Genomic DNA, 17495 nt, shown 5'->3' with positions numbered 1-17495 from the left:
TTGTTAAATTCCGAATGGAGCTTCTGATTCAGAGGCTTTTTGTCACAACCCCTTGCGCGTGTTACCACCTTTATTCGTGTCACTATCACTAGTGGCACCTCACCCCGTACGTGAAAAATCAGATACGATGGCGCTGTAACGGGCGCACCCGACTAAGACTCACAAATATCGCCTCAGTCACTCATAGGCTACTTTCATTATCCACTCATTCACCTAAATCTCACTAACATAGGTTCGCTGTGCAATGATGAGGAAAACTACTCTCCTATTCTTTGCGTTTTCAACTGTTTTTGATGTTGAAAATAATATTAGACGATTGTAATCGGTTGTCAATAGTTTTATTAGAAAATGATTATAAATCAATAAAAACTTGGTTGCCATTAACCCTGCTGGACAGCCAATATGAGTGCAAAAATATTAGTTTGCTGTCTACTTTATCATTGCTTTCTAATATAATAAATGCCGCAGCTTATTCAGATAACTTGACGTTCATCAATTTAATTCTATGCCATTATCCTTACACTTTAAAAGTGAAGGAGGGAAAGCTATGGTTAAGATTCAACTGTTTTTCACCCGGCAACGACGTGTAATCGTTGTCCTGATAACTGCTCTGCTGGTGCTTGCGGAAGTAGTGCGCTGGAGCGGGCAACTAGCAGTGGCCTACCAAATTACTATGGCTGTGGCTGGCGTCATTGGCTTGCTGCCAATCTTACTAACGGCAATTTCGTCATTACAGGTACGACTGATTTCCATCGATGTCCTGGTCAGTATTGCCGTAATCGGTGCTTTTATTATTGGCGAGTACAACGAAGCAGCCATTGTCACCTGGTTATTCATGTTCGGTGAGGTTCTAGAAGACGTCACCCTGCAAAAAACGCGGTCAGCGGTCAAGCAGCTTGCCGATTTGGCCCCGCAAACAGCTACGATCATTGATAAGAATGGAATGACCCACCAGGTCGACGTCGATTTTCTGGACCCCGGTACCCATGTTTTAGTTAAGACAGGTGCCAAAGTACCTGTTGATGGGGTGGTCATAACAGGAACTGCCCTGGTGAACGAAGCTAGTATTACCGGTGAATCCCGACTGGTGGATAAACAGGTTGGCGATGAGGTGTTTGCGGGAACAATTCTGGAAGACGGGACCGTCACGGTTAAGACGACCGCCGCGGGAGAGGATACCACCTTTGGTCAAATCATTGAAATGGTGGAAACCGCTCAGGACTCACAGACGCAAACCCAGCACTTTATTGATAAGTTTGCTAAACATTACACCCCCGTTGTCCTGCTAGTGGCAATCATGGTCGGAATTCTTACCCAGGACTTCCGCCTGGCAATTACGGTGATGGTCTTGGGGTGCCCTGGGGCCCTGGTAATTGGTGTGCCAGCCTCTACAGTTGCCGGAATCGGCAATGGTGCGCGACGGGGTATCTTATTTAAGGGTGCTGATGTAATGGACCGTTTACGCCATGTCGATACGGTGGCCTTTGATAAGACTGGAACTTTGACTGAGGGCGAGCCGGCGGTCAAGACATTCCTGGTGCTAAAAGGTGATCGGCAAGCAATTATCAATAAAGCCGTTGCCATCGAGCGGCAATCAGACCACCCCCTAGCTAAGGCGATTAGTGCCTACCACCCGCAGAAAGATTTGCATCCAACTGCTATTCAGACGATTAAAGGCCAGGGTGTCCGGGCGACAATCGCGGGTCGTGAATACTTGTTGGGGAATCAGCAACTTGTTAGTGAAGTAGTTGCTAAGGGTAGCCATCTTGACCGTGAGATAGGGCGTTTGACCAAGGCAGGGGCTTCACTAGTGATTTTTGCTAGTGCAGACCAGGCTGAGCTTGCCATTTGGGGAATTAAGGACCAGCTTCGTCCCCGAGCGGCGGGGGCCCTCCAGCAGTTAAAACAATTAGGGGCCCAACGGTTAATAATGCTGACCGGGGATAATGATAAAACGGCACGTGAGATTGCTGCAGCACTACCCATTGACGAAATTCATGCCGGGATGCTGCCTGCAGATAAGGCCACCTTTATTAAAGGTGAACGTGCGCGGGGACACAATGTTGCCTTTGTTGGTGACGGAATTAATGATAGCCCCGCCCTTGCCGTCGCTGATGTAGCCGTTGCAATGGGCTCGGGAACGGATGTAGCAATGGATGCTTCTGACCTGGTCCTCGTGAGGTCAGACCCGGCCAGCCTCGTCGGTGGTTTCCGGTTAGCTAAACAGACGGTGAAGAATATGAATGAGAACATCACCATCGCACTATTAACCGTTTTACTATTGTTCATCGGACTTTTTGCGGGTTATGTAGAGATGGCGTCGGGGATGCTGATTCACGAACTCAGTATCATCGTGGTAATCATTAATAGCATGCGGCTCATTAAATATTCATCTAAAAATTGACGGAGATCAATTTTTCGTGAGAAAAAGCAAAGTAGAATGAGCCCTGTAAGGAAGTGTTATGAATGGAAAAGGTAATGATGAAACTCGGCGGATTGACTTGCCCATCGTGCTTAACCAAGATTCAGAAAAGTGTTGAAGCGGTCAATGGTACCGCGGACGTAAAGGTCCTCTTTAACGCGGGAAAGGTTAAGTTTAATCTTGATGCGACCGTTGCCACACCAACTGTTGTGCAGCAAAGCATTGAGAAAATGGGTTACACAGTTCAGGAAATCAAGACTAAGGAGGCCTAGTATGACAAGTACAGAACAATACGAACAGGAACTGAAGCAGAGTGAGATTGACCACCACACCCCGACTGCCGGGGCGATGACCGGCCACATTATTGCTAACCTGTTGATCCATTCACTAAAAATCAGTCAGGCTAAGTTGTACGCTCAGGGACCGGCCGCCTTGTTTATGGCCCAGTACGGGGACCGGTGGATTGCCCACGAACAGGTCATGTTTGCGACACTTGACCGCTTGTTAGTTAACAATGGTGAAAGTATTCCCACGACGACGGACCAACTTAAGCAGTTCACGATGCTTAAAGAAGATGGTGCAAGTAAGTATGAAGCAGGCAATGACCAGTTATTTGACCTTATCAAAGACTTTGATACTCAGACGTTGTTTATTACTAAGGCAATTACCCTAGGTCAGCAATCAGATTGGCCGGAACTAGTGGATATTTTAACGGGCCTGTTGACATGGATTAAGGACCAAGTTGCCCTTGCCCAGCGTTTCTTAGGACACGACCTAAAAACAGGGTTGTATACTGAAGAAGATGACGATGACTTTTAATAATTAGCCAGTGGGGGTAGATTTTAATGGCCGAAGAACTATGTGTACGGCTGGTACCGTTGTTTAACCAATTGAATGTTAAAAACCAACGGCAGGTCGAACAGCTGGTTCACCACGAACATGTTACCCGGGGAACGATTATTGTCAGTCCAGCGACTAGTAACCGTTTGGTGATTATTAGGCGTGGGCGTGCCCGTATGTACCAACTGAGTATCAATGGTGAAGAACAGGTCCAGCGAATTCTGACCACTGGTGATTACGTCGGCGAAACCTGGCTGCTGGGGGTTGCCAATACCAGTAGTTACGTTGACGTAATGACTGATAGTGAAATTTGCGTATTGTACCGGGCGGACTTTATTCGCTTGATTCAAGATTACCAAGACATCGCCCTAAGACTTTTGACTGGTCAGGCAATGTTGATCAACGACCTGCGTTGGCAAACCCAGTTGCTAGGAATACCGACTATTAATGAACGGTTGAATACTTACCTTAGGTGGTTAGCTGCTAAGCAGGGAAGCTCGACGGTTACCCTCCCTCTGAAGTTAAAGGACCTTTCCTCTTATTTAGGGACGACTCCTGAGACCTTATCTCGTAAACTAACCCAATTACAAAAGGATGGGGTGATTAGCCGTCACTTACGGCAAATAAAAATCTTGAAAGAAACCTACTGAGCAGATTCCTTTATTTCTTACTAAAAGTGCATAAAATTAAAATTATTAAATATGGTTAAGGAGGGAATGGATGATGAAAAAATTAATGGTAACGGATGAGGCACTAGCGCGAATTAAGCGTCACCTTCGTCCCGATAAGCAGATTGTGTTGGACTTTGATGATGGGGTCGGGCCGTTTTCGGCAATCGGTAACTGTAACCTCGAGGCAAACTACCGGCTGATTTTTGTTAATAAGGACGTTGACTTGCCGGACTTTGACGAAAAAGTCAGTTCCAATATTGGCGATATTCACATTAAGAGCGAGCTGTATGCAAATATTCAGTTTGAAGACCAAATGGAAATTCGCTTTGACCCGAAACACTTCACCATGCCATTGGTTAGCCCAACCAAGATCCTGACTGACAACATTGAAGTGGTTGATATCGATGAACCACTGCAAAAGGAGTACAGTGGAACCCACGATTGCTAGGTCAGGCTAGGCAGTTGAATAATGAAAAGAAACTGGGAAAGCATTAAAGCGCGCCTTTGGCTAGTGTAGGAGGTATAAACAATACCAGCTGAAGGCACCTTGATGCTTTTTCTCCGTTACTAGTATTGCAAAATATTTCATGCTATGATTAATAATGCAAATATAATAATTAATGACGTCCATTGCGGAATTGCCCGCAATAGCACGGGGAGTATGGGGGCATCTATCTATTGAATAGGTAGGTGCCTTTTTTGTTGTCGCCTCTAGTAAAAAAGGAGTTGAGTTGCCAAATGGAAAAGCAAAGTGAAAAAATTCAGGGCTGGATGGTGTTAGCCGTCATTGCTGCCGGAGTGATGTCCTTTGCTGGAGTGGTAGTTGAGACGGCCGTGAATATCTCATTTCCGACCCTGATGCGTGAGTTTAAAATTTCTACTGACCTGGTTCAGTGGATGACAACGATTTGTCTGCTGACCGTTTCCCTGACGGTCCCCTTATCTGCCTACCTGAAACGGCGGTTTAAGACTAAGCATCTCTTTGTTTTCGCCAACCTTACTTTTACGGTAGGCCTTTTGATTGATATTTTGGCCCCTAACTTTTGGCTTCTGCTTGTTGGCCGCTTGGTTCAGGGAATTGGGACCGGCGTGGCCCTACCGTTAATGTTTAACATCATCCTTGATTGGGTACCGCAGCGACGGGTTGGCATGATGATGGGACTAGGGACAATGATTACTGGGATTGCCCCGGCAGTTGGTCCAACCTATGGTGGCCTTTTGGTTAATAGCCTTGGTTGGCGGTGGATTTTTATCTTCCTGCTACCGCTGTTGGTCCTTTCATTAATTACGGGAATGGTGACCATTCGGCAAAAGGGGCGGCTAATGAAGACGGAATTTGACTGGCTGAGTTTGGTGACATTGATTTTAATGTTTGCCGGGTTGACCACCGGTTTTGCCAATATGGGTAGCCAACCATTGCTTTCCTGGTTGGTATTAGGCAGCTTTGCAATAGGACTGATCGGTACCATTGCCTTCATCACCCGTTCGCTGAAAATTACAAGTCCAATTGTAAATCTAACCCTTTTTGCCCGCCACCGCTTTGCCCGACTGGCATTTGCTTTTCTCCTCTTTCAACTAACCGCCTTAGGCCTTTCCTTTCTCGTGCCTAACTACATTCAACTGGTTAACCATGGCAGTGCAATGTTAGCGGGGCTAATTGTTTTACCCGGAGCTGCCCTTGGTGCAGTGACGGGACCCTTTGGTGGACGCCTTCTTGACCAGTTTGGTGCCCGCAAACCCGTCCTCAGTGGAGTGGTGCTCAACCTTATTGCGGTGATTGGTCTGACCTGTCTGGCCCCTGATCGGTTAACTAACTCAACGATTATCTTTTTGTACATTGCCTTTATGGTCGGCGCAGGTTTGTCCTTTGGCAATATTATGACGAGCGCTTTAGCAAGTTTGCCGGACCAAAGTAATGGGGATGGCAATGCCATTTTGAATACCCTTCAGCAGTTTGCCGGTGCCGTGGGGACGTCTATTGCGTCGACAATCGTCGCGGCCAGCCAAGCAAATCATGCCCGGCCCCTGGACCAGGCGACTGCTATGGGCACCCAACACGCCTTGCTGGTCTTGCTAGTTGCTTTACTCTTGGAATTGGCGCTAGTTTATTGGACGTTGCCGAGGGATGATCGTTAAAGTTGCCAGGTGAGTCTATGAGTAAGGCAGATAAGGTTTAGCTTTTCCACGGAGTGATCTGTTTCAATATTTCCCTTCTTCACCTAACAATTATTCTTGTAATACGAAAATAGTAGGAGAGAATCTGAACCAATGACCCTTAAAATATAGCAATACATAAAACGAATAGGTAAGCATTAATTATAGGCATTTAACATTGCTAATCAACCGCTTCATAATAAAAAATGAAGGAGTGAATGGCAATGAAATATAGTCGGATTCCCCAAACAGAGATTAAAATTTCTCAGCTGGCAATCGGCGGGATGAGCTTCGGTAAGCCCGCGATGAAGACCTACCGTTGGATTTTAAATGAAGAAGAGACGGACAAAATGGTGCAGCACGCCCTGAGTCTGGGTATTAACTTCTTTGACACGGCCAACGTCTATGGGATGGGTACCAGTGAGAAATACATCGGTAACTCGTTGAAGAAACACCAGGTTCCCCGGGATAAGGTGGTTCTTGCCAGCAAGGTCTACTTTAATGATGGTCGCCTCTCTAAAGCGGCAATTAACCGTGAAATTGATGGGACGCTGCGACGACTAGGCACCGACTACCTTGACCTGTATATCATCCACCGTTTTGATTATGACCACCCGATTGAAGAAACGATGGCGGCCCTTGATAACCTGATCAAGGAAGGAAAAGTCCGGGCAATTGGGGCTTCTGCTATGTATGGCTACCAGTTCCAGAATATGCAGTACGTGGCTGAAAAGAACGGTTGGCACCAGTTTGTGGCGATGGAGAACCATTACAACCTCCTGTACCGCGAGGACGAGCGGGAGCTGATTCCCATTTGTAAACAGGACGGGGTAATGCTGATGCCGTATAGTCCGCTAGCTAGCGGTCACTTGACCCGGTCAACCTGGGAAGGACACTCCAAGCGGAACGCAACCGATACCTCCGAACGGGCAAAGTATGATCACGCTAAGGAGCAAGATATGCCGATCATAAAGCGGGTGGCCACGCTAGCAGATCAGCACCACGTTAAGATGTCACAGATTGCCCTGGCCTGGCAATGGGCAAAAGGAGTTACTGCGCCAATCATCGGGGCAACTAAGGAACAGTACCTGGACGATGCCGCTCAAGCGGTTGATGTTGAACTGACCCCTGATGAGGTAGATTACCTTGATGAGCCATACACCGCCCATGAGATTGTCGGCGCGCTGGACCAAAATCCCGTGGGGATGCTGCCGAAAGATGTTAAATAGCTAAAAAGTAAGGAAGCGCTAATCATGCAAATGGTAAAACTTAATAACGGAATAACGATGCCTCAACTAGGCTTTGGCGTTTTCCAGATGGATGATCTTGATGAATGTTATCAAGCTGTGACGGATGCAATTAGAGCTGGCTACCGCCTGTTTGATACGGCGGCGACTTACGGAAATGAGGCAGCCGTTGGCCGGGCAATTCGGGAAAGCGGCATCCCGCGTGACCAGTTTTTTGTTACGTCGAAGATGTGGATACAAGATTATCAGGGAACAGGGCCGCAAAGGGCAATTGCCCATTCGTTAGCGGCGCTGGGCCTCGATTACATCGACTTGTACCTGATCCATATGCCCTATGGGGATGTCTTCAATGCCTGGCGAGCAATGGAAAAAGCCTACCGGGCTGGGAAAATACGGGCAATTGGTGTTTCTAATTTCTCACCCAATCAGGTTACGAACCTAATGCTTTTTAATAATGTCAAGCCAGCGGTTAACCAGTTAGAAGTTAATCCGTGGAACCAGCAACGGGAAAACTTTTCGTTTGATCAAGAACAAGATATTCAAGTCGAAGCCTGGGCCCCATTTGCAGAAGGCAAGGGCCAGATATTTAATAATGCAGTTCTCCAGAAAGTTGCCTTGGCCCACCACAAAACTACCGGTCAGGTTATCTTGCGGTGGTTGATCCAGCGGGGCATTGTGGTTATCCCTAAGAGTGTTCACCGGGACCGAATTCAAGAAAATATTAGTGTCTTTGACTTCTCATTGTCAGAGGAAGAGATGCATATGATTGAAAAACTTGATCGGCGGCAAAGCCAATTCTTCGATCCTCATGATCCAGAAGCAATTGCAACGATTGTGAAGGGCGGTCGCCCCGGTGCTAATCATTAGAAATTTGAATATCAAAACGAGAGGAGAGGGACCGCGATAAGCTTAGTAGGGAATCTGTATTATACTGGCCAAAACGGCAGCGCCAAGAAGTTTGTCAATGAAATGGAAAAAGCCGGGATTGCTCAACGAATCCGTGATGAAAAGGGAAATGAGCGTTACGATTACTTTCAGTCGCTCAACGATGCCGAAACGATTCTCTTGATTGATAGCTGGCGGGACCAGGCGGCATTGGATGCCCACCATGCATCACCGATGATGGATGAGTTGGCAGCCTTGCGGGAAAAGTACGACCTCCACATGAAGGTTGAGCGCTACGTTACGGATGAACAAGGGATGCCGGCCGGTGACCAGAAATTTATTCGCAAGTAAGTAACTAAAAAGAAGCTGGGAAAAAAGCATCAGAGCGCTCCGTATGGCTAGTATAGGGCAATCGTTGGCACGGAACGGGCCGGCGATTGTCCGTAACTAGACACTAGGAGCGCGCTTTTTTTTCGCGATTATAACATTCGGAGATAGAAAAGAGGCTGGCGAGAAAACTATGGGCTTCTCGCCAGCCCCATTTCGAATTTATATAGTAATTACGGGAGAAAAGCGTGTCCTGGTGCTTTTGCAAGCTTCTTACTTCTCAAGCTGCTTAAGCAAATCTGCCGGAACGTGGCGCGGACCTTGGACAGAGGTCACCCCTTGTTGCTTGATGTAGGAAAGGGAAAACTGGCCGTGAGCGTACTCCTTTTCGAACTGGAGCTTCATGACCCGGTTGATTTTTAACCGCGGACTCTGGTAATCATAGGGGATATCAGTTTCAACCACCCGGCAGCGATAAATGATTGCCTTGATCGGTGCGGAGACATAGAGAAATGCTGTGTCACCAACCCGGACCTTAGTCGACTGCTTCCAGATAATGGTGTCGTTGTTAACGAAGGCGTGCATGATGTCGTAGTACTTCGGATTAGCAGGAATCAACCAGGCCCGGGGCTTGGTAAGAATTTGCCGACTGGCCTGGACAAGCTTTTGAAGTTTCTTGTCACTTAGGTGGTCGTCAAGGGTCACGCAAACCCAGTTTTTCTTGCTGAGGTGGTAGCCGGGATAAATTCCCTTTCGTTTGAGGAGCGCAGAACGTTGTTGAGTGGTACAGCGGAGGTCGATAACTTCGATCTTGGCTTGGTCGGGTGCCCCTTTATCAGTTAATCGGGCCCGGGGGATGTTCATTACCAACCCGTACCACTTTTGCGACTGGGGTTCACGAAAGGCCGCATAGTCGGGTAGTTTTTTGAAGACAAATTCTGGCTGGTCGTGAAATTCCTGGTTAATCCAGGCAGCGAGCCGGTTGGCCTGGTCACTATGGAAGGGTTCGGTAATAAAACATTTCCGGGCAATTTCGTGGAGGAGGTCAATGTAGGCGGTACGAACTTGGGCGGCAAAGGGACCACAGTGAATTGCTCGCAGGGGGAGATATTCTTCGCCGGTACCGTTGTCGATGACGTTACCACTGATTTGACCATCACGACTGACCCGGATGATTGCCCGGAACTGTCCATCCATAAAGTCTTGCTTGAACTGGTAATCATGTTTGCGCTTAGTAAAACCGGCAGCGGGGAATTTAGTGAAATCCGGGCGCTGCTTTTGGAAAGTCTCTTCTTCGATTGTCATGGTGGGCCTCCTAACTTTTTTATTATAAACCGGTTCGTGGAGGCTGGGCTAATGATTCGAATCAGTGCAGAGTTGAAGACCCACTAGGCCTGTTCGGTGGCCACAGGTGTTAGCGAGTGGCACTCCACAGCGCTTCTTATTGAAGATATTCTAGTGCCGAAATATCTTGGTACGGAAAGAGAAGCTATATTAAATGCTTTCGTGGCAAACTAAAGAAATGATGGTGAGTGGGAGTCGTAATGTTTACTGGCGAATGCTGTTTTATGGTAAGGTAACTATAAAATAGTAAGGAGTGACGACGATGACAAAAGTAGCAATCATTGGTGCTTCCGGGATGGCCGGTAGTGCGATTTACCAGCAGGCAGCAGGAAATGATGGATTGGCAGTAACGGGAATTATCCGTGATGAAGCTAAGGCCCGCCAGGTTCTGGGCGCTAACGCCAACCTGTTGGTGGGGGATGTCTTGACGTTGCGTTCCGCTACGCTGGGGGAATTTGACATTATTGTGGACGCCTTTAATCCGGGCCCGGCCCACGCTGACCAGCAGCTTGACCTGGCGAAGAAGCTGGTCCAGGTCGCCCAGCAGCACTCGGCACGGCTGATCTTTATTCTGGGTGCCGGCAGCCTGCGGACGGGCAGTGACCGCCATTACTTCGTGGAAGACATCGCCAAGACCCCCGGGGCGGATAAATGGATCAATACGCCTCGTCAACAGCTTAAGGAGTATCAATACCTGATGACGGTTAACGATGTTGATTGGCTGGGTATTTCGCCGTCGGCCATGTTTGTGCCGGGCCCGGCTAGTAAATACGTTATCGGGGGTGACGACTTACTGGTTAACGGGGATGGTCAATCACAAGTCACCGCGGGGACGATGGCCAAGTTGGTTATCAACGAGGTTTGCGCCCCTCACTACCACCAGCAACGGATTACCGTGATTGACGCTTAACTTGATGGCTTGTCTTCACGCCCCGTTGCCGTGAAGCTGGTCTTTAGGAAAGTACTAAGAGGACGCTAGTATTCGGTTTTTTCGGATACTAGCGCCTTTTTTAACATTATTCGAAATACCAATTGACTGTTACGCAACGTTACAGGATACATTTAATGATAAAGAAACAAAAAGAGGTTTTAATTATGTCAAAGGATACAATGCAAGCTATTCAACTCACCCAGCCATGTGCTGCTGATGAATTACACCCGACGACGGTGCCGGTTCCCCAGCTAAAGCCTGGTTACGCCTTGGTCAAGGTCAAGGCCTTTGGCGTTAACGAATCCGAGTTAACGAGCCGGAAGGGTAAATCTTCACCAGACTTTAAATTTCCCCGGATCCTTGGTATCGAAGGGGTAGGAATCATTGACCGGGTCAACGCGGGCTCCAGTTTTAAGCCGGGCCAAAAGGTGGTCACAATGATGGGCGGCATGGGTCGCGCCATTGATGGTTCCTATGCTGAATACATGTTGATTAAGGAGAAGAACCTGATTCCATTTGAAAGTGGCCTTGACTGGTCAATCATCGGTGCTTTACCAGAAATGCTCCAGACCGCCTATGGTTCAATTACCCAGGGCCTTCGCGTGCAAACGGGTGACCTTCTCTTAGTTCGGGGTGGCAGCTCGACGGTTGGCCTGATGGCGGCTGTCCTGGCGTATCACATGGGTGCCAAAGTGATTGCTAGCACGCGAAACGAAAACAAGCTGGCTACAATGGCGAAGTTGGGAATTGATTACCCAGTTTTGGATGACCGGGACTTTGCTGACCGGGTCAAGAAGATTGCACCAGACAAGGTCGACAAGGTACTGGAACTAGTTGGATTTTCAACTCTCTTCCAGGATATGGGCTTAGTTAAGGAAGGTGGTTATACTTGCTTTACCGGGGCCCTCGGTGGGAAGTGGACACTGAACAACTTTTCGCCATTCATGATTCCAACCGGTGTTTTCCTGACGAGCTACGCTGGCGAGGCTAAGGACTTGCCTGCAAAGTACTTTAACCACATCCTCAAATTGATTGAAGACCGTCAACTTACCGTACCGCTTGCCAAAGTTTACCACGGCCTGAGTGAGGTTGGTGAGGCGCAAGCTAACTTGGAGTCGGGCAAGTTTAGCGGTAAGCACGTAGTAGTCCTTTAAAAGAAACCTATCCTAAAAGAGGAATGAAAAAATGGATGATAAGCAGCTAATGACCATTTCACAATTTGCTAAGGCAGTCGGCACAACCCGGCGAACGCTTCTTTTTTATGACCAAAGGGGAATCTTCAAGCCCAAAAAGACCATGGCTAATGGCTACCATTACTACGGCTATGAGCAGATCTACAAGATGAATTTTATTCTGGGGCTCCGCGACCTCGGACTCTCAGTGGGAAATATTAAAGATTACCTCAACGATAATAGTTCAGAGACGCTTAACAGGAAACTTGGCGAACTGAAAGAAAAGGTTCAGACACGAATTAAGAATCTCCAGCAGGTACTAGCAATCCTAGACCAGAAGGAAGAAGATAACACCCAACTGACGAATGTTGGCTTTTATGTCGTCAAGAAAATTTTCTTCCCGCTTCGTGAGTTTTGGTGCTCGGACTTTAAAGTGGACTGCTCAGAAAAAGAAATCGCCCAGGCATACAGCAATTTCTACCAGCGGCTGGGCGCGGGAATTATGGCCAATAACATGCTATCTGGTTTCTTGACCGACTTACCTCAGGCCCAAGCAAATTGTTATGCCGATGCCGGCTTCCGCATCATTAAGGAAAAGTCCTTTGCCAGCCTGATAAACATGCCAGTAATGAACCAGGCCAACGGTGAGTACGTGGTAGTTAAGGTTAAAAATGATGGCGCAGGGATTGAAAAGGGCCTTGCTGCACTTCGTGACTTCGTGGCCCAACAAGGTCTCAAAATTGGTAATGACCTCTGGCAATTTAATCTCGGGTTGGACATCAAACGTCTCGGCCTGACGGAAAATAGTATTCTTGCTTACCAAATTATTTAGCAAAGGAACTTGACTGTTTCCCAACGTTACGGTGAATAATGCCGTTAAAAGAAAAAGGAGAACGAAAATGAAAAGTGCGAAGACAGTTGCTAAACACATTATTGAAATGGAAAAAGGAGCCCTTGATAAGTACTATGCTGGTGACATGACCGGTTACTATGATATTTGGTCGCACGATGATTTTTCTTACTTTGATACTTGACCATGCCAAACGGGTGGATAGCTTTGCTGCGATTAAGGATTTTATGGATAAGAACCTGGCGGGAAAGATGCACGCCGACACTTACCAGTTTGTGGCACCCCGGGTTCAGCTGCATGGCGACACTGCCATCTTGACCTACCAGCTGTTTGCTGATACGAATTTTATTAATATGAAATACAATGTGGTCGAGGTTTTCCAGAAGAACACCACCGGTGAATGGAAGGTGGTTCATTCGACTTGGGATACCATCACCCCATATGCTCGTGACCTTTCACAAGACCAGAAGGGAACCGTCACCGCATAAGACAAACAAAAGCCTTGCACGCCAATTTACCGTGCAAGGCTTTACTAGCTTTAGTTAAAGACCTAGGTACTTGTCCTTGATCATCTCCGCCTTTTTGGCGTGATCTTCAGGATAGATGAAACTGTAATCAATCCCAAGCTTGGCCAGTTCGTCCAGGATCGGTCGCTTGTACTGGGCGGGGATGATGTACTTTTCCTTTTCATCTGGGTTTTCCGAATTATAGAGACTGAGAATATCGATTGCCAGCTGGGCCCGCTTTTCAACCTCTTCATAATCGATTTCCACTGATTGGTCATATTCGTCACCAATGAAGGGCACAAAAAGGAAAAGCCCCTGCTGGTTTTCCATCCGTCGGCTCATCCGCTTACTTGTGACGATCTTGGGCACGATTAGTTCAAGCGGGTTTAGCTTATTGGCGAAACTTGGGATATCGCGCTTGGCCTCTTCAAACAGCCGGAGGAAAGGCAGGGTTTGAAGGTCGTGCTTGAACTCGGCAAAGTAATTTGAATCTTCATCTTCGAAATAGTTTAAGTAGTCATCACTCCATAGGCGATGCTGCTGAGCAATGTAGCTATTATCTAATTGATAGAAGTCTTTGACAGTCTGGAAAAACGAGCTTTTGTCCGCCATTGATTGGCGGGCAAGCGATGACTCTAGTTGCATCTCATTGCTGAAAGCATTCTTTTTGAAGTAGTTATGGTTGGTAAGGCCGCTTTTAAAATTATATTCGTTGATTAGGTTGTGCCAACCGCGCTGGTTCAACATTTTCGCTAGTTTATCGGGATTCGGTTGGTCCTTATAAACATAAACTTCACCATTTCCCTGACCGCCCTTGACCGCGAAGAAGAGGGCAATCAGGGGGTTAGAACTAACATCCAGTAGCCGGGTCGGCAGGTGGTAGTGTTCCATAAGTGCCATCCGTTCAAAGTTTGTCCGACACTTTTCGAAGAGCTGGGGGTCCGTCATGAGGAAGTCATTAAACAGGTTGTCTTCGTTATCGAGCAGTTTCCGACTCCGAAAAATTGCTGGCAAGGTATTAGAAAAGGCATCATCTTTCCCACGGAAGTAATAATTATGTTCCTTATTGTTGATCAACTTTTCAATTTCTTGGATATAGTTAGAAACGGTTTGGATGTTATGGATCATTAAACTAGCCTACCTTTACAAAGCCAGAGTGCGTCTTCGTAAATAAATTTTAAACTAGCTCAACAGGAAATACTAGTGTAAACGCTTAACGTTTTTAACTAGGCAACGTTCGCCCGGCATTGAGCAGCCTGCAATTCAAGAATGCGGACTTCGCGGGGAATAAACTGGCGGATATCGTCGGCATTATAACCAATCTGGAGTCGTTGCTCATCAACGATTAGCGGGTATCGTAAAAGAGACGGATTCTGGTTGATCAGCCCTAGCAGCTCTTTTAGCGATAGGTCGTCATTAAGCACCCGTACCTTTAACCGCTTGTAAGCCTTAGAGCGGGTACAGATAATATCTTTTGTACCATTTTCGGTTAGGTAAAGGATTTGTTTAAACTCCGTAAAGGTGAGGCGACTATTTGCGACGTTGCGTTCACTAAAGGCGAGGTGGTGATCTTCTAACTACGCCCGGGCCTTGCGCGATGAACTACTTTGCGGTGATACAAATAGTTTGATCATTAGAAAAACTCCCTTCTGTTTTGTTGTTCAGCATAAACTAGGACGCAACGTTACAGTCAAGTTACTTTAGTAGCTTTGTCCTTGATGGTGTCTTATTCTCGTAGAAGAACCGATTGTTAGATGAAAGGAGAACTGGTAATGGCTGAAGATATATCATTATTTGGCAGTCCGGCGGGTGGACACTTTAAGCAGCCACTGGCTGACCGGATGCGCCCGCATAAACTAACTGAGATGGTGGGTCAGGAGCACTTGTTGGCGGCCGGGAAGCCACTTCGTCAAATCATTGATCAACACATCCCCATCCCCTTGATTTTGTGGGGGCCACCAGGAACGGGGAAGACGACCCTTGCCCACGTGGTTGCTAACGAACTCCACTACCCCTTTGAACAGTTCAACGCCAGCATTGAAAACAAGGGTCAGTTAACTAAGTTGATTAATCGCCACCCGACTGAGTCATTCGTCTTGCTCCTGGATGAAATTCACCGCTTGACTAAACCAATCCAGGACTACCTATTACCCTACCTGGAAAATGGTCATGTTCTTTTGGTCGGAGCGACCACGGAGAACCCGATTTTATCACTTGTTCCCGCAATTCGGTCCCGCTGTCAGATCTTTGAGTTTCATCCTTTAAAGACGGCGGATATCCAACAAATGGTCGTCCGGGCCGCCCACCGGGTTTTTGATTACCAAATTCCTGCCGAAATTGCTCACATGATTGCCAACACCGGCAATGGTGATGTGCGGACGGCATTGAATGTTCTTGATACCCTTTACGCCATGTACCAGGAAAAACTGACGGTTAGCCAGGTAAGAAATTTTAGCCGCCAGCAGCACCTGACATACGATAAGGATGCCACCCAGCATTATGACTACCTTTCAGCATGGCGTGACTCTGTTGAGGGTTCTGATGCCGATGCCGCCCTTTACTATTTAGCGGTTTTACTGGAGGCTGGGGATCTTGAATCGGTCGTGCGCAGTTTGAAAGACATGAATGCTCTTGATATGGGCCTGGCTGACCCGGCACGGGCCGTCCAGGTAATCACGCTTGCCAATACGGCCTTAGAGATTGGCTTGCCACGAGCTAGTACCCACGTGGCCATGGCGACAATGTTGTTGGCAATCAGTCCGCGGTCCGACTCGGCAATGCAAGCTTACCGGCGGGCAGCAAAGGACGCCCAAAATGCTAGTCAGCACCCGATGCCACCGTACCTGCGGGATGTTCATTATAAGGGAGCGGACAAGTTGCGTGGTGCCGGATTAATGAAAAACATGTTTGAAGAACCGAAGAAAGTCGCTAAGCAACCATATCTACCAGCTGATTTAATCGGCCGCCACTACTATGAGCCGGCGTCAAATGAGAACGAGCAACGGTTGTACTACCAATACCAGAAGTTGTTTGAGTACATTTACCAACGACCATTTAAGCCCGATTCAAGGCTAAGTCACTTTGATCACTTTAACCCGTATCAATAGGGACGCTTTGTCAAATAACTCTTTCATCCAGACAATGATTGGGAAAATCTGAGTGGTAATTTAACCTTTCTACCAACCGCGTTATAATTGACCTGGTATATTGAATAAAGAAATGGGAGGTGAAATGAGATGGTAACTCCAAAGCCTTATTTTCAAGGTATTATGGTGGAAATCTTTTCCCTGGCCTGGATGGTGCTTGAATTTTTAATTGGCTGCTGGTCAGGAATTCAGGCCCATTCTCTTTTGCTAATTGTCTTTGGCCTTGACAGTTTACTGGAAATTATCTCCGGAGGTGCACTATTATGGCGGTTACTGGTTAGTACCCGCCTGTCAGCTGGTGCAATTGCAAAAGTGGAAAGGCAGGCCAGTCGGATCGTTGGTTGGTGTTTGATGGCCCTGGCTGTTTACATTATCGTAACGTCTGGATATAACCTGTTGACTCACCAAGGTGCTGAAAGAAGTTTATTAGGTACCCTAATGGCCTTGGCATCGCTGATTTGCATGCCAATCTTGATGGTTATCAAGCTCCGGATCGCTGAGCAGATTGACTCAGCAGCTCTCAAAGAGGATGCCATGTGTAATTTAACCTGTGCCTATACCGCTGGAGCAGTCTTGGTTGGCAACCTGCTAACCATCTGGCAGGGCTGGTGGTGGTCAGACAGTATCTTCTCCCTCCTATTAGTTATCTTGATTGTAAAAGAGGGACTTGAGGGCATTCGTGCCTAGGTTTTGACCATGGTTGACACCAAAATTAAAAATAAATGTGAAAAATTATTGCCATTTTAATTTTAGCCATGATAATATATAAAACATCAATTAACGAAAGAGAGGACAAGAGAATGCTTTTAACTGCCAATGCACAAGTTAAAATTATTATTATTCGGATCATTGAATAGGTGGTGCGGATAATTTAGTGCTGTTCGCATTGCCAAAAGGAGGTGCGGACAGTAACGGTAATGGCTTTTTCTTGTCAGGGGGTTGTAACAAAAAGCCTCTGAATCAGAAGCTCCATTCGGAATTTAACAAAAATTCTGAATGG

General features: G+C 47.1%; 18 protein-coding genes and 1 pseudogene. 16 read left to right on the top strand and 3 right to left on the bottom strand.

The annotated features are described in order from the left end of the window. Positions 1-547: 547 nt before the first annotated feature. The 9 genes from FD32_RS04145 to FD32_RS04105 all read left to right on the top strand — a co-directional run bounded on the left by FD32_RS04145 (position 548) and on the right by FD32_RS04105 (position 8570). A complete protein-coding gene (locus FD32_RS04145) occupies positions 548-2404 on the top strand; it encodes a heavy metal translocating P-type ATPase (RefSeq protein ID WP_047767614.1) in 1857 nt (618 codons plus the stop codon). 62 nt (positions 2405-2466) lie between these two features. Further along, complete coding sequence (locus FD32_RS04140; RefSeq protein ID WP_047767616.1) at positions 2467-2694, top strand: heavy-metal-associated domain-containing protein; 228 nt, start codon at positions 2467-2469, stop codon at positions 2692-2694. Between the two features lies 1 nt (position 2695). Then, entirely contained in the window at positions 2696-3241 is a 546-nt protein-coding gene (locus FD32_RS04135) for a ferritin family protein (protein WP_047767618.1), read from the top strand. 26 nt (positions 3242-3267) lie between these two features. Next, entirely contained in the window at positions 3268-3912 is a 645-nt protein-coding gene (locus FD32_RS04130; protein ID WP_047767619.1) for a Crp/Fnr family transcriptional regulator, read from the top strand. 70 nt (positions 3913-3982) lie between these two features. Then, positions 3983-4381 (top strand): iron-sulfur cluster biosynthesis family protein, encoded by a 399-nt coding sequence (locus FD32_RS04125; RefSeq protein WP_047767622.1) that lies wholly within the window; start codon positions 3983-3985, stop codon positions 4379-4381. 290 nt (positions 4382-4671) lie between these two features. Continuing rightward, complete coding sequence (locus tag FD32_RS04120; protein ID WP_047767624.1) at positions 4672-6069, top strand: MFS transporter; 1398 nt, start codon at positions 4672-4674, stop codon at positions 6067-6069. Positions 6070-6311: 242 nt separating this feature from the next. Further along, positions 6312-7316: an aldo/keto reductase gene (locus FD32_RS04115; protein WP_047767625.1), complete on the top strand. Its 1005-nt coding sequence runs from the start codon at positions 6312-6314 to the stop codon at positions 7314-7316. Between the two features lie 24 nt (positions 7317-7340). After that, positions 7341-8201: an aldo/keto reductase gene (locus FD32_RS04110; protein WP_047767627.1), complete on the top strand. Its 861-nt coding sequence runs from the start codon at positions 7341-7343 to the stop codon at positions 8199-8201. 36 nt (positions 8202-8237) lie between these two features. Beyond that, a complete protein-coding gene (locus FD32_RS04105) occupies positions 8238-8570 on the top strand; it encodes a putative quinol monooxygenase (protein WP_047767629.1) in 333 nt (110 codons plus the stop codon). A gap of 249 nt (positions 8571-8819) precedes the next feature. Here the strand turns inward: FD32_RS04105 and FD32_RS04100 are convergent, their stop codons facing one another. After that, on the bottom strand, positions 8820-9851 hold the full coding sequence (locus tag FD32_RS04100) for an MmcQ/YjbR family DNA-binding protein (RefSeq protein ID WP_047767631.1): 1032 nt from the start codon (positions 9849-9851) through the stop codon (positions 8820-8822). A 301-nt stretch (positions 9852-10152) separates the two neighbouring features. On the opposite strand from FD32_RS04100, the gene FD32_RS04095 reads away from it, so the two are divergent. The 5 genes from FD32_RS04095 (at position 10153) to FD32_RS10215 (ending at position 13331) form a co-directional block, all read left to right on the top strand. Then, positions 10153-10800, top strand: a complete 648-nt coding sequence (locus tag FD32_RS04095; RefSeq protein ID WP_047767633.1) for an NAD(P)-dependent oxidoreductase — start codon at positions 10153-10155, stop codon at positions 10798-10800. A 185-nt stretch (positions 10801-10985) separates the two neighbouring features. Next, positions 10986-11975: a zinc-binding dehydrogenase gene (locus FD32_RS04090; RefSeq protein ID WP_047767635.1), complete on the top strand. Its 990-nt coding sequence runs from the start codon at positions 10986-10988 to the stop codon at positions 11973-11975. A 31-nt stretch (positions 11976-12006) separates the two neighbouring features. Next, positions 12007-12825, top strand: coding sequence for a MerR family transcriptional regulator (locus tag FD32_RS04085; RefSeq protein WP_047767637.1), 819 nt, complete (start codon positions 12007-12009; stop codon positions 12823-12825). Between the two features lie 67 nt (positions 12826-12892). Beyond that, positions 12893-13027, top strand: a complete 135-nt coding sequence (locus FD32_RS10410) for a hypothetical protein (protein WP_268872412.1) — start codon at positions 12893-12895, stop codon at positions 13025-13027. A gap of 43 nt (positions 13028-13070) precedes the next feature. Then, on the top strand, positions 13071-13331 hold the full coding sequence (locus tag FD32_RS10215; RefSeq protein WP_235803756.1) for a hypothetical protein: 261 nt from the start codon (positions 13071-13073) through the stop codon (positions 13329-13331). 54 nt (positions 13332-13385) lie between these two features. On the opposite strand, the gene FD32_RS04075 is transcribed toward FD32_RS10215, so the two are convergent. Together FD32_RS04075 and spx are read right to left on the bottom strand one after the other, a co-directional pair. Continuing rightward, positions 13386-14477, bottom strand: a complete 1092-nt coding sequence (locus FD32_RS04075; RefSeq protein WP_047767639.1) for an FRG domain-containing protein — start codon at positions 14475-14477, stop codon at positions 13386-13388. A gap of 98 nt (positions 14478-14575) precedes the next feature. Further along, a pseudogene (spx, locus tag FD32_RS04070) lies at positions 14576-14914 on the bottom strand (transcriptional regulator Spx); the annotation flags it as partial. A gap of 207 nt (positions 14915-15121) precedes the next feature. Between spx and FD32_RS04065 the strand changes: the two are divergent. Both FD32_RS04065 and FD32_RS04060 read left to right on the top strand, forming a co-directional pair. Next, positions 15122-16456, top strand: a complete 1335-nt coding sequence (locus FD32_RS04065) for a replication-associated recombination protein A (RefSeq protein ID WP_047767641.1) — start codon at positions 15122-15124, stop codon at positions 16454-16456. 129 nt (positions 16457-16585) lie between these two features. Next, positions 16586-17182: a cation efflux transmembrane domain-containing protein gene (locus FD32_RS04060; RefSeq protein WP_047767643.1), complete on the top strand. Its 597-nt coding sequence runs from the start codon at positions 16586-16588 to the stop codon at positions 17180-17182. The last annotated feature ends 313 nt before the right edge of the window (positions 17183-17495 follow it).

It is taken from the genome of Limosilactobacillus panis DSM 6035, from assembly GCF_001435935.1.
Lineage (GTDB): Bacteria > Bacillota > Bacilli > Lactobacillales > Lactobacillaceae > Limosilactobacillus > Limosilactobacillus panis.
This window is presented reverse-complemented; position numbering and strand designations above follow the sequence as displayed.

Coding starts and splice junctions, on each gene's coding strand:
- FD32_RS04095 (WP_047767633.1), top strand. CDS start 10,153: ATGACAAAAGTAGCAATCATTGGTGCTTCCGGGATGGCCGGTAGTGCG.
- FD32_RS04125 (WP_047767622.1), top strand. CDS start 3,983: ATGATGAAAAAATTAATGGTAACGGATGAGGCACTAGCGCGAATTAAG.
- FD32_RS04135 (WP_047767618.1), top strand. CDS start 2,696: ATGACAAGTACAGAACAATACGAACAGGAACTGAAGCAGAGTGAGATT.
- FD32_RS10215 (WP_235803756.1), top strand. CDS start 13,071: ATGGATAAGAACCTGGCGGGAAAGATGCACGCCGACACTTACCAGTTT.
- FD32_RS04100 (WP_047767631.1), bottom strand. CDS start 9,851: ATGACAATCGAAGAAGAGACTTTCCAAAAGCAGCGCCCGGATTTCACT.
- FD32_RS04085 (WP_047767637.1), top strand. CDS start 12,007: ATGGATGATAAGCAGCTAATGACCATTTCACAATTTGCTAAGGCAGTC.
- FD32_RS04075 (WP_047767639.1), bottom strand. CDS start 14,477: ATGATCCATAACATCCAAACCGTTTCTAACTATATCCAAGAAATTGAA.
- FD32_RS04060 (WP_047767643.1), top strand. CDS start 16,586: ATGGTAACTCCAAAGCCTTATTTTCAAGGTATTATGGTGGAAATCTTT.
- FD32_RS04110 (WP_047767627.1), top strand. CDS start 7,341: ATGCAAATGGTAAAACTTAATAACGGAATAACGATGCCTCAACTAGGC.
- FD32_RS04145 (WP_047767614.1), top strand. CDS start 548: ATGGTTAAGATTCAACTGTTTTTCACCCGGCAACGACGTGTAATCGTT.
- FD32_RS04120 (WP_047767624.1), top strand. CDS start 4,672: ATGGAAAAGCAAAGTGAAAAAATTCAGGGCTGGATGGTGTTAGCCGTC.
- FD32_RS04130 (WP_047767619.1), top strand. CDS start 3,268: ATGGCCGAAGAACTATGTGTACGGCTGGTACCGTTGTTTAACCAATTG.
- FD32_RS04115 (WP_047767625.1), top strand. CDS start 6,312: ATGAAATATAGTCGGATTCCCCAAACAGAGATTAAAATTTCTCAGCTG.
- FD32_RS10410 (WP_268872412.1), top strand. CDS start 12,893: ATGAAAAGTGCGAAGACAGTTGCTAAACACATTATTGAAATGGAAAAA.
- FD32_RS04140 (WP_047767616.1), top strand. CDS start 2,467: ATGGAAAAGGTAATGATGAAACTCGGCGGATTGACTTGCCCATCGTGC.
- FD32_RS04090 (WP_047767635.1), top strand. CDS start 10,986: ATGTCAAAGGATACAATGCAAGCTATTCAACTCACCCAGCCATGTGCT.
- FD32_RS04065 (WP_047767641.1), top strand. CDS start 15,122: ATGGCTGAAGATATATCATTATTTGGCAGTCCGGCGGGTGGACACTTT.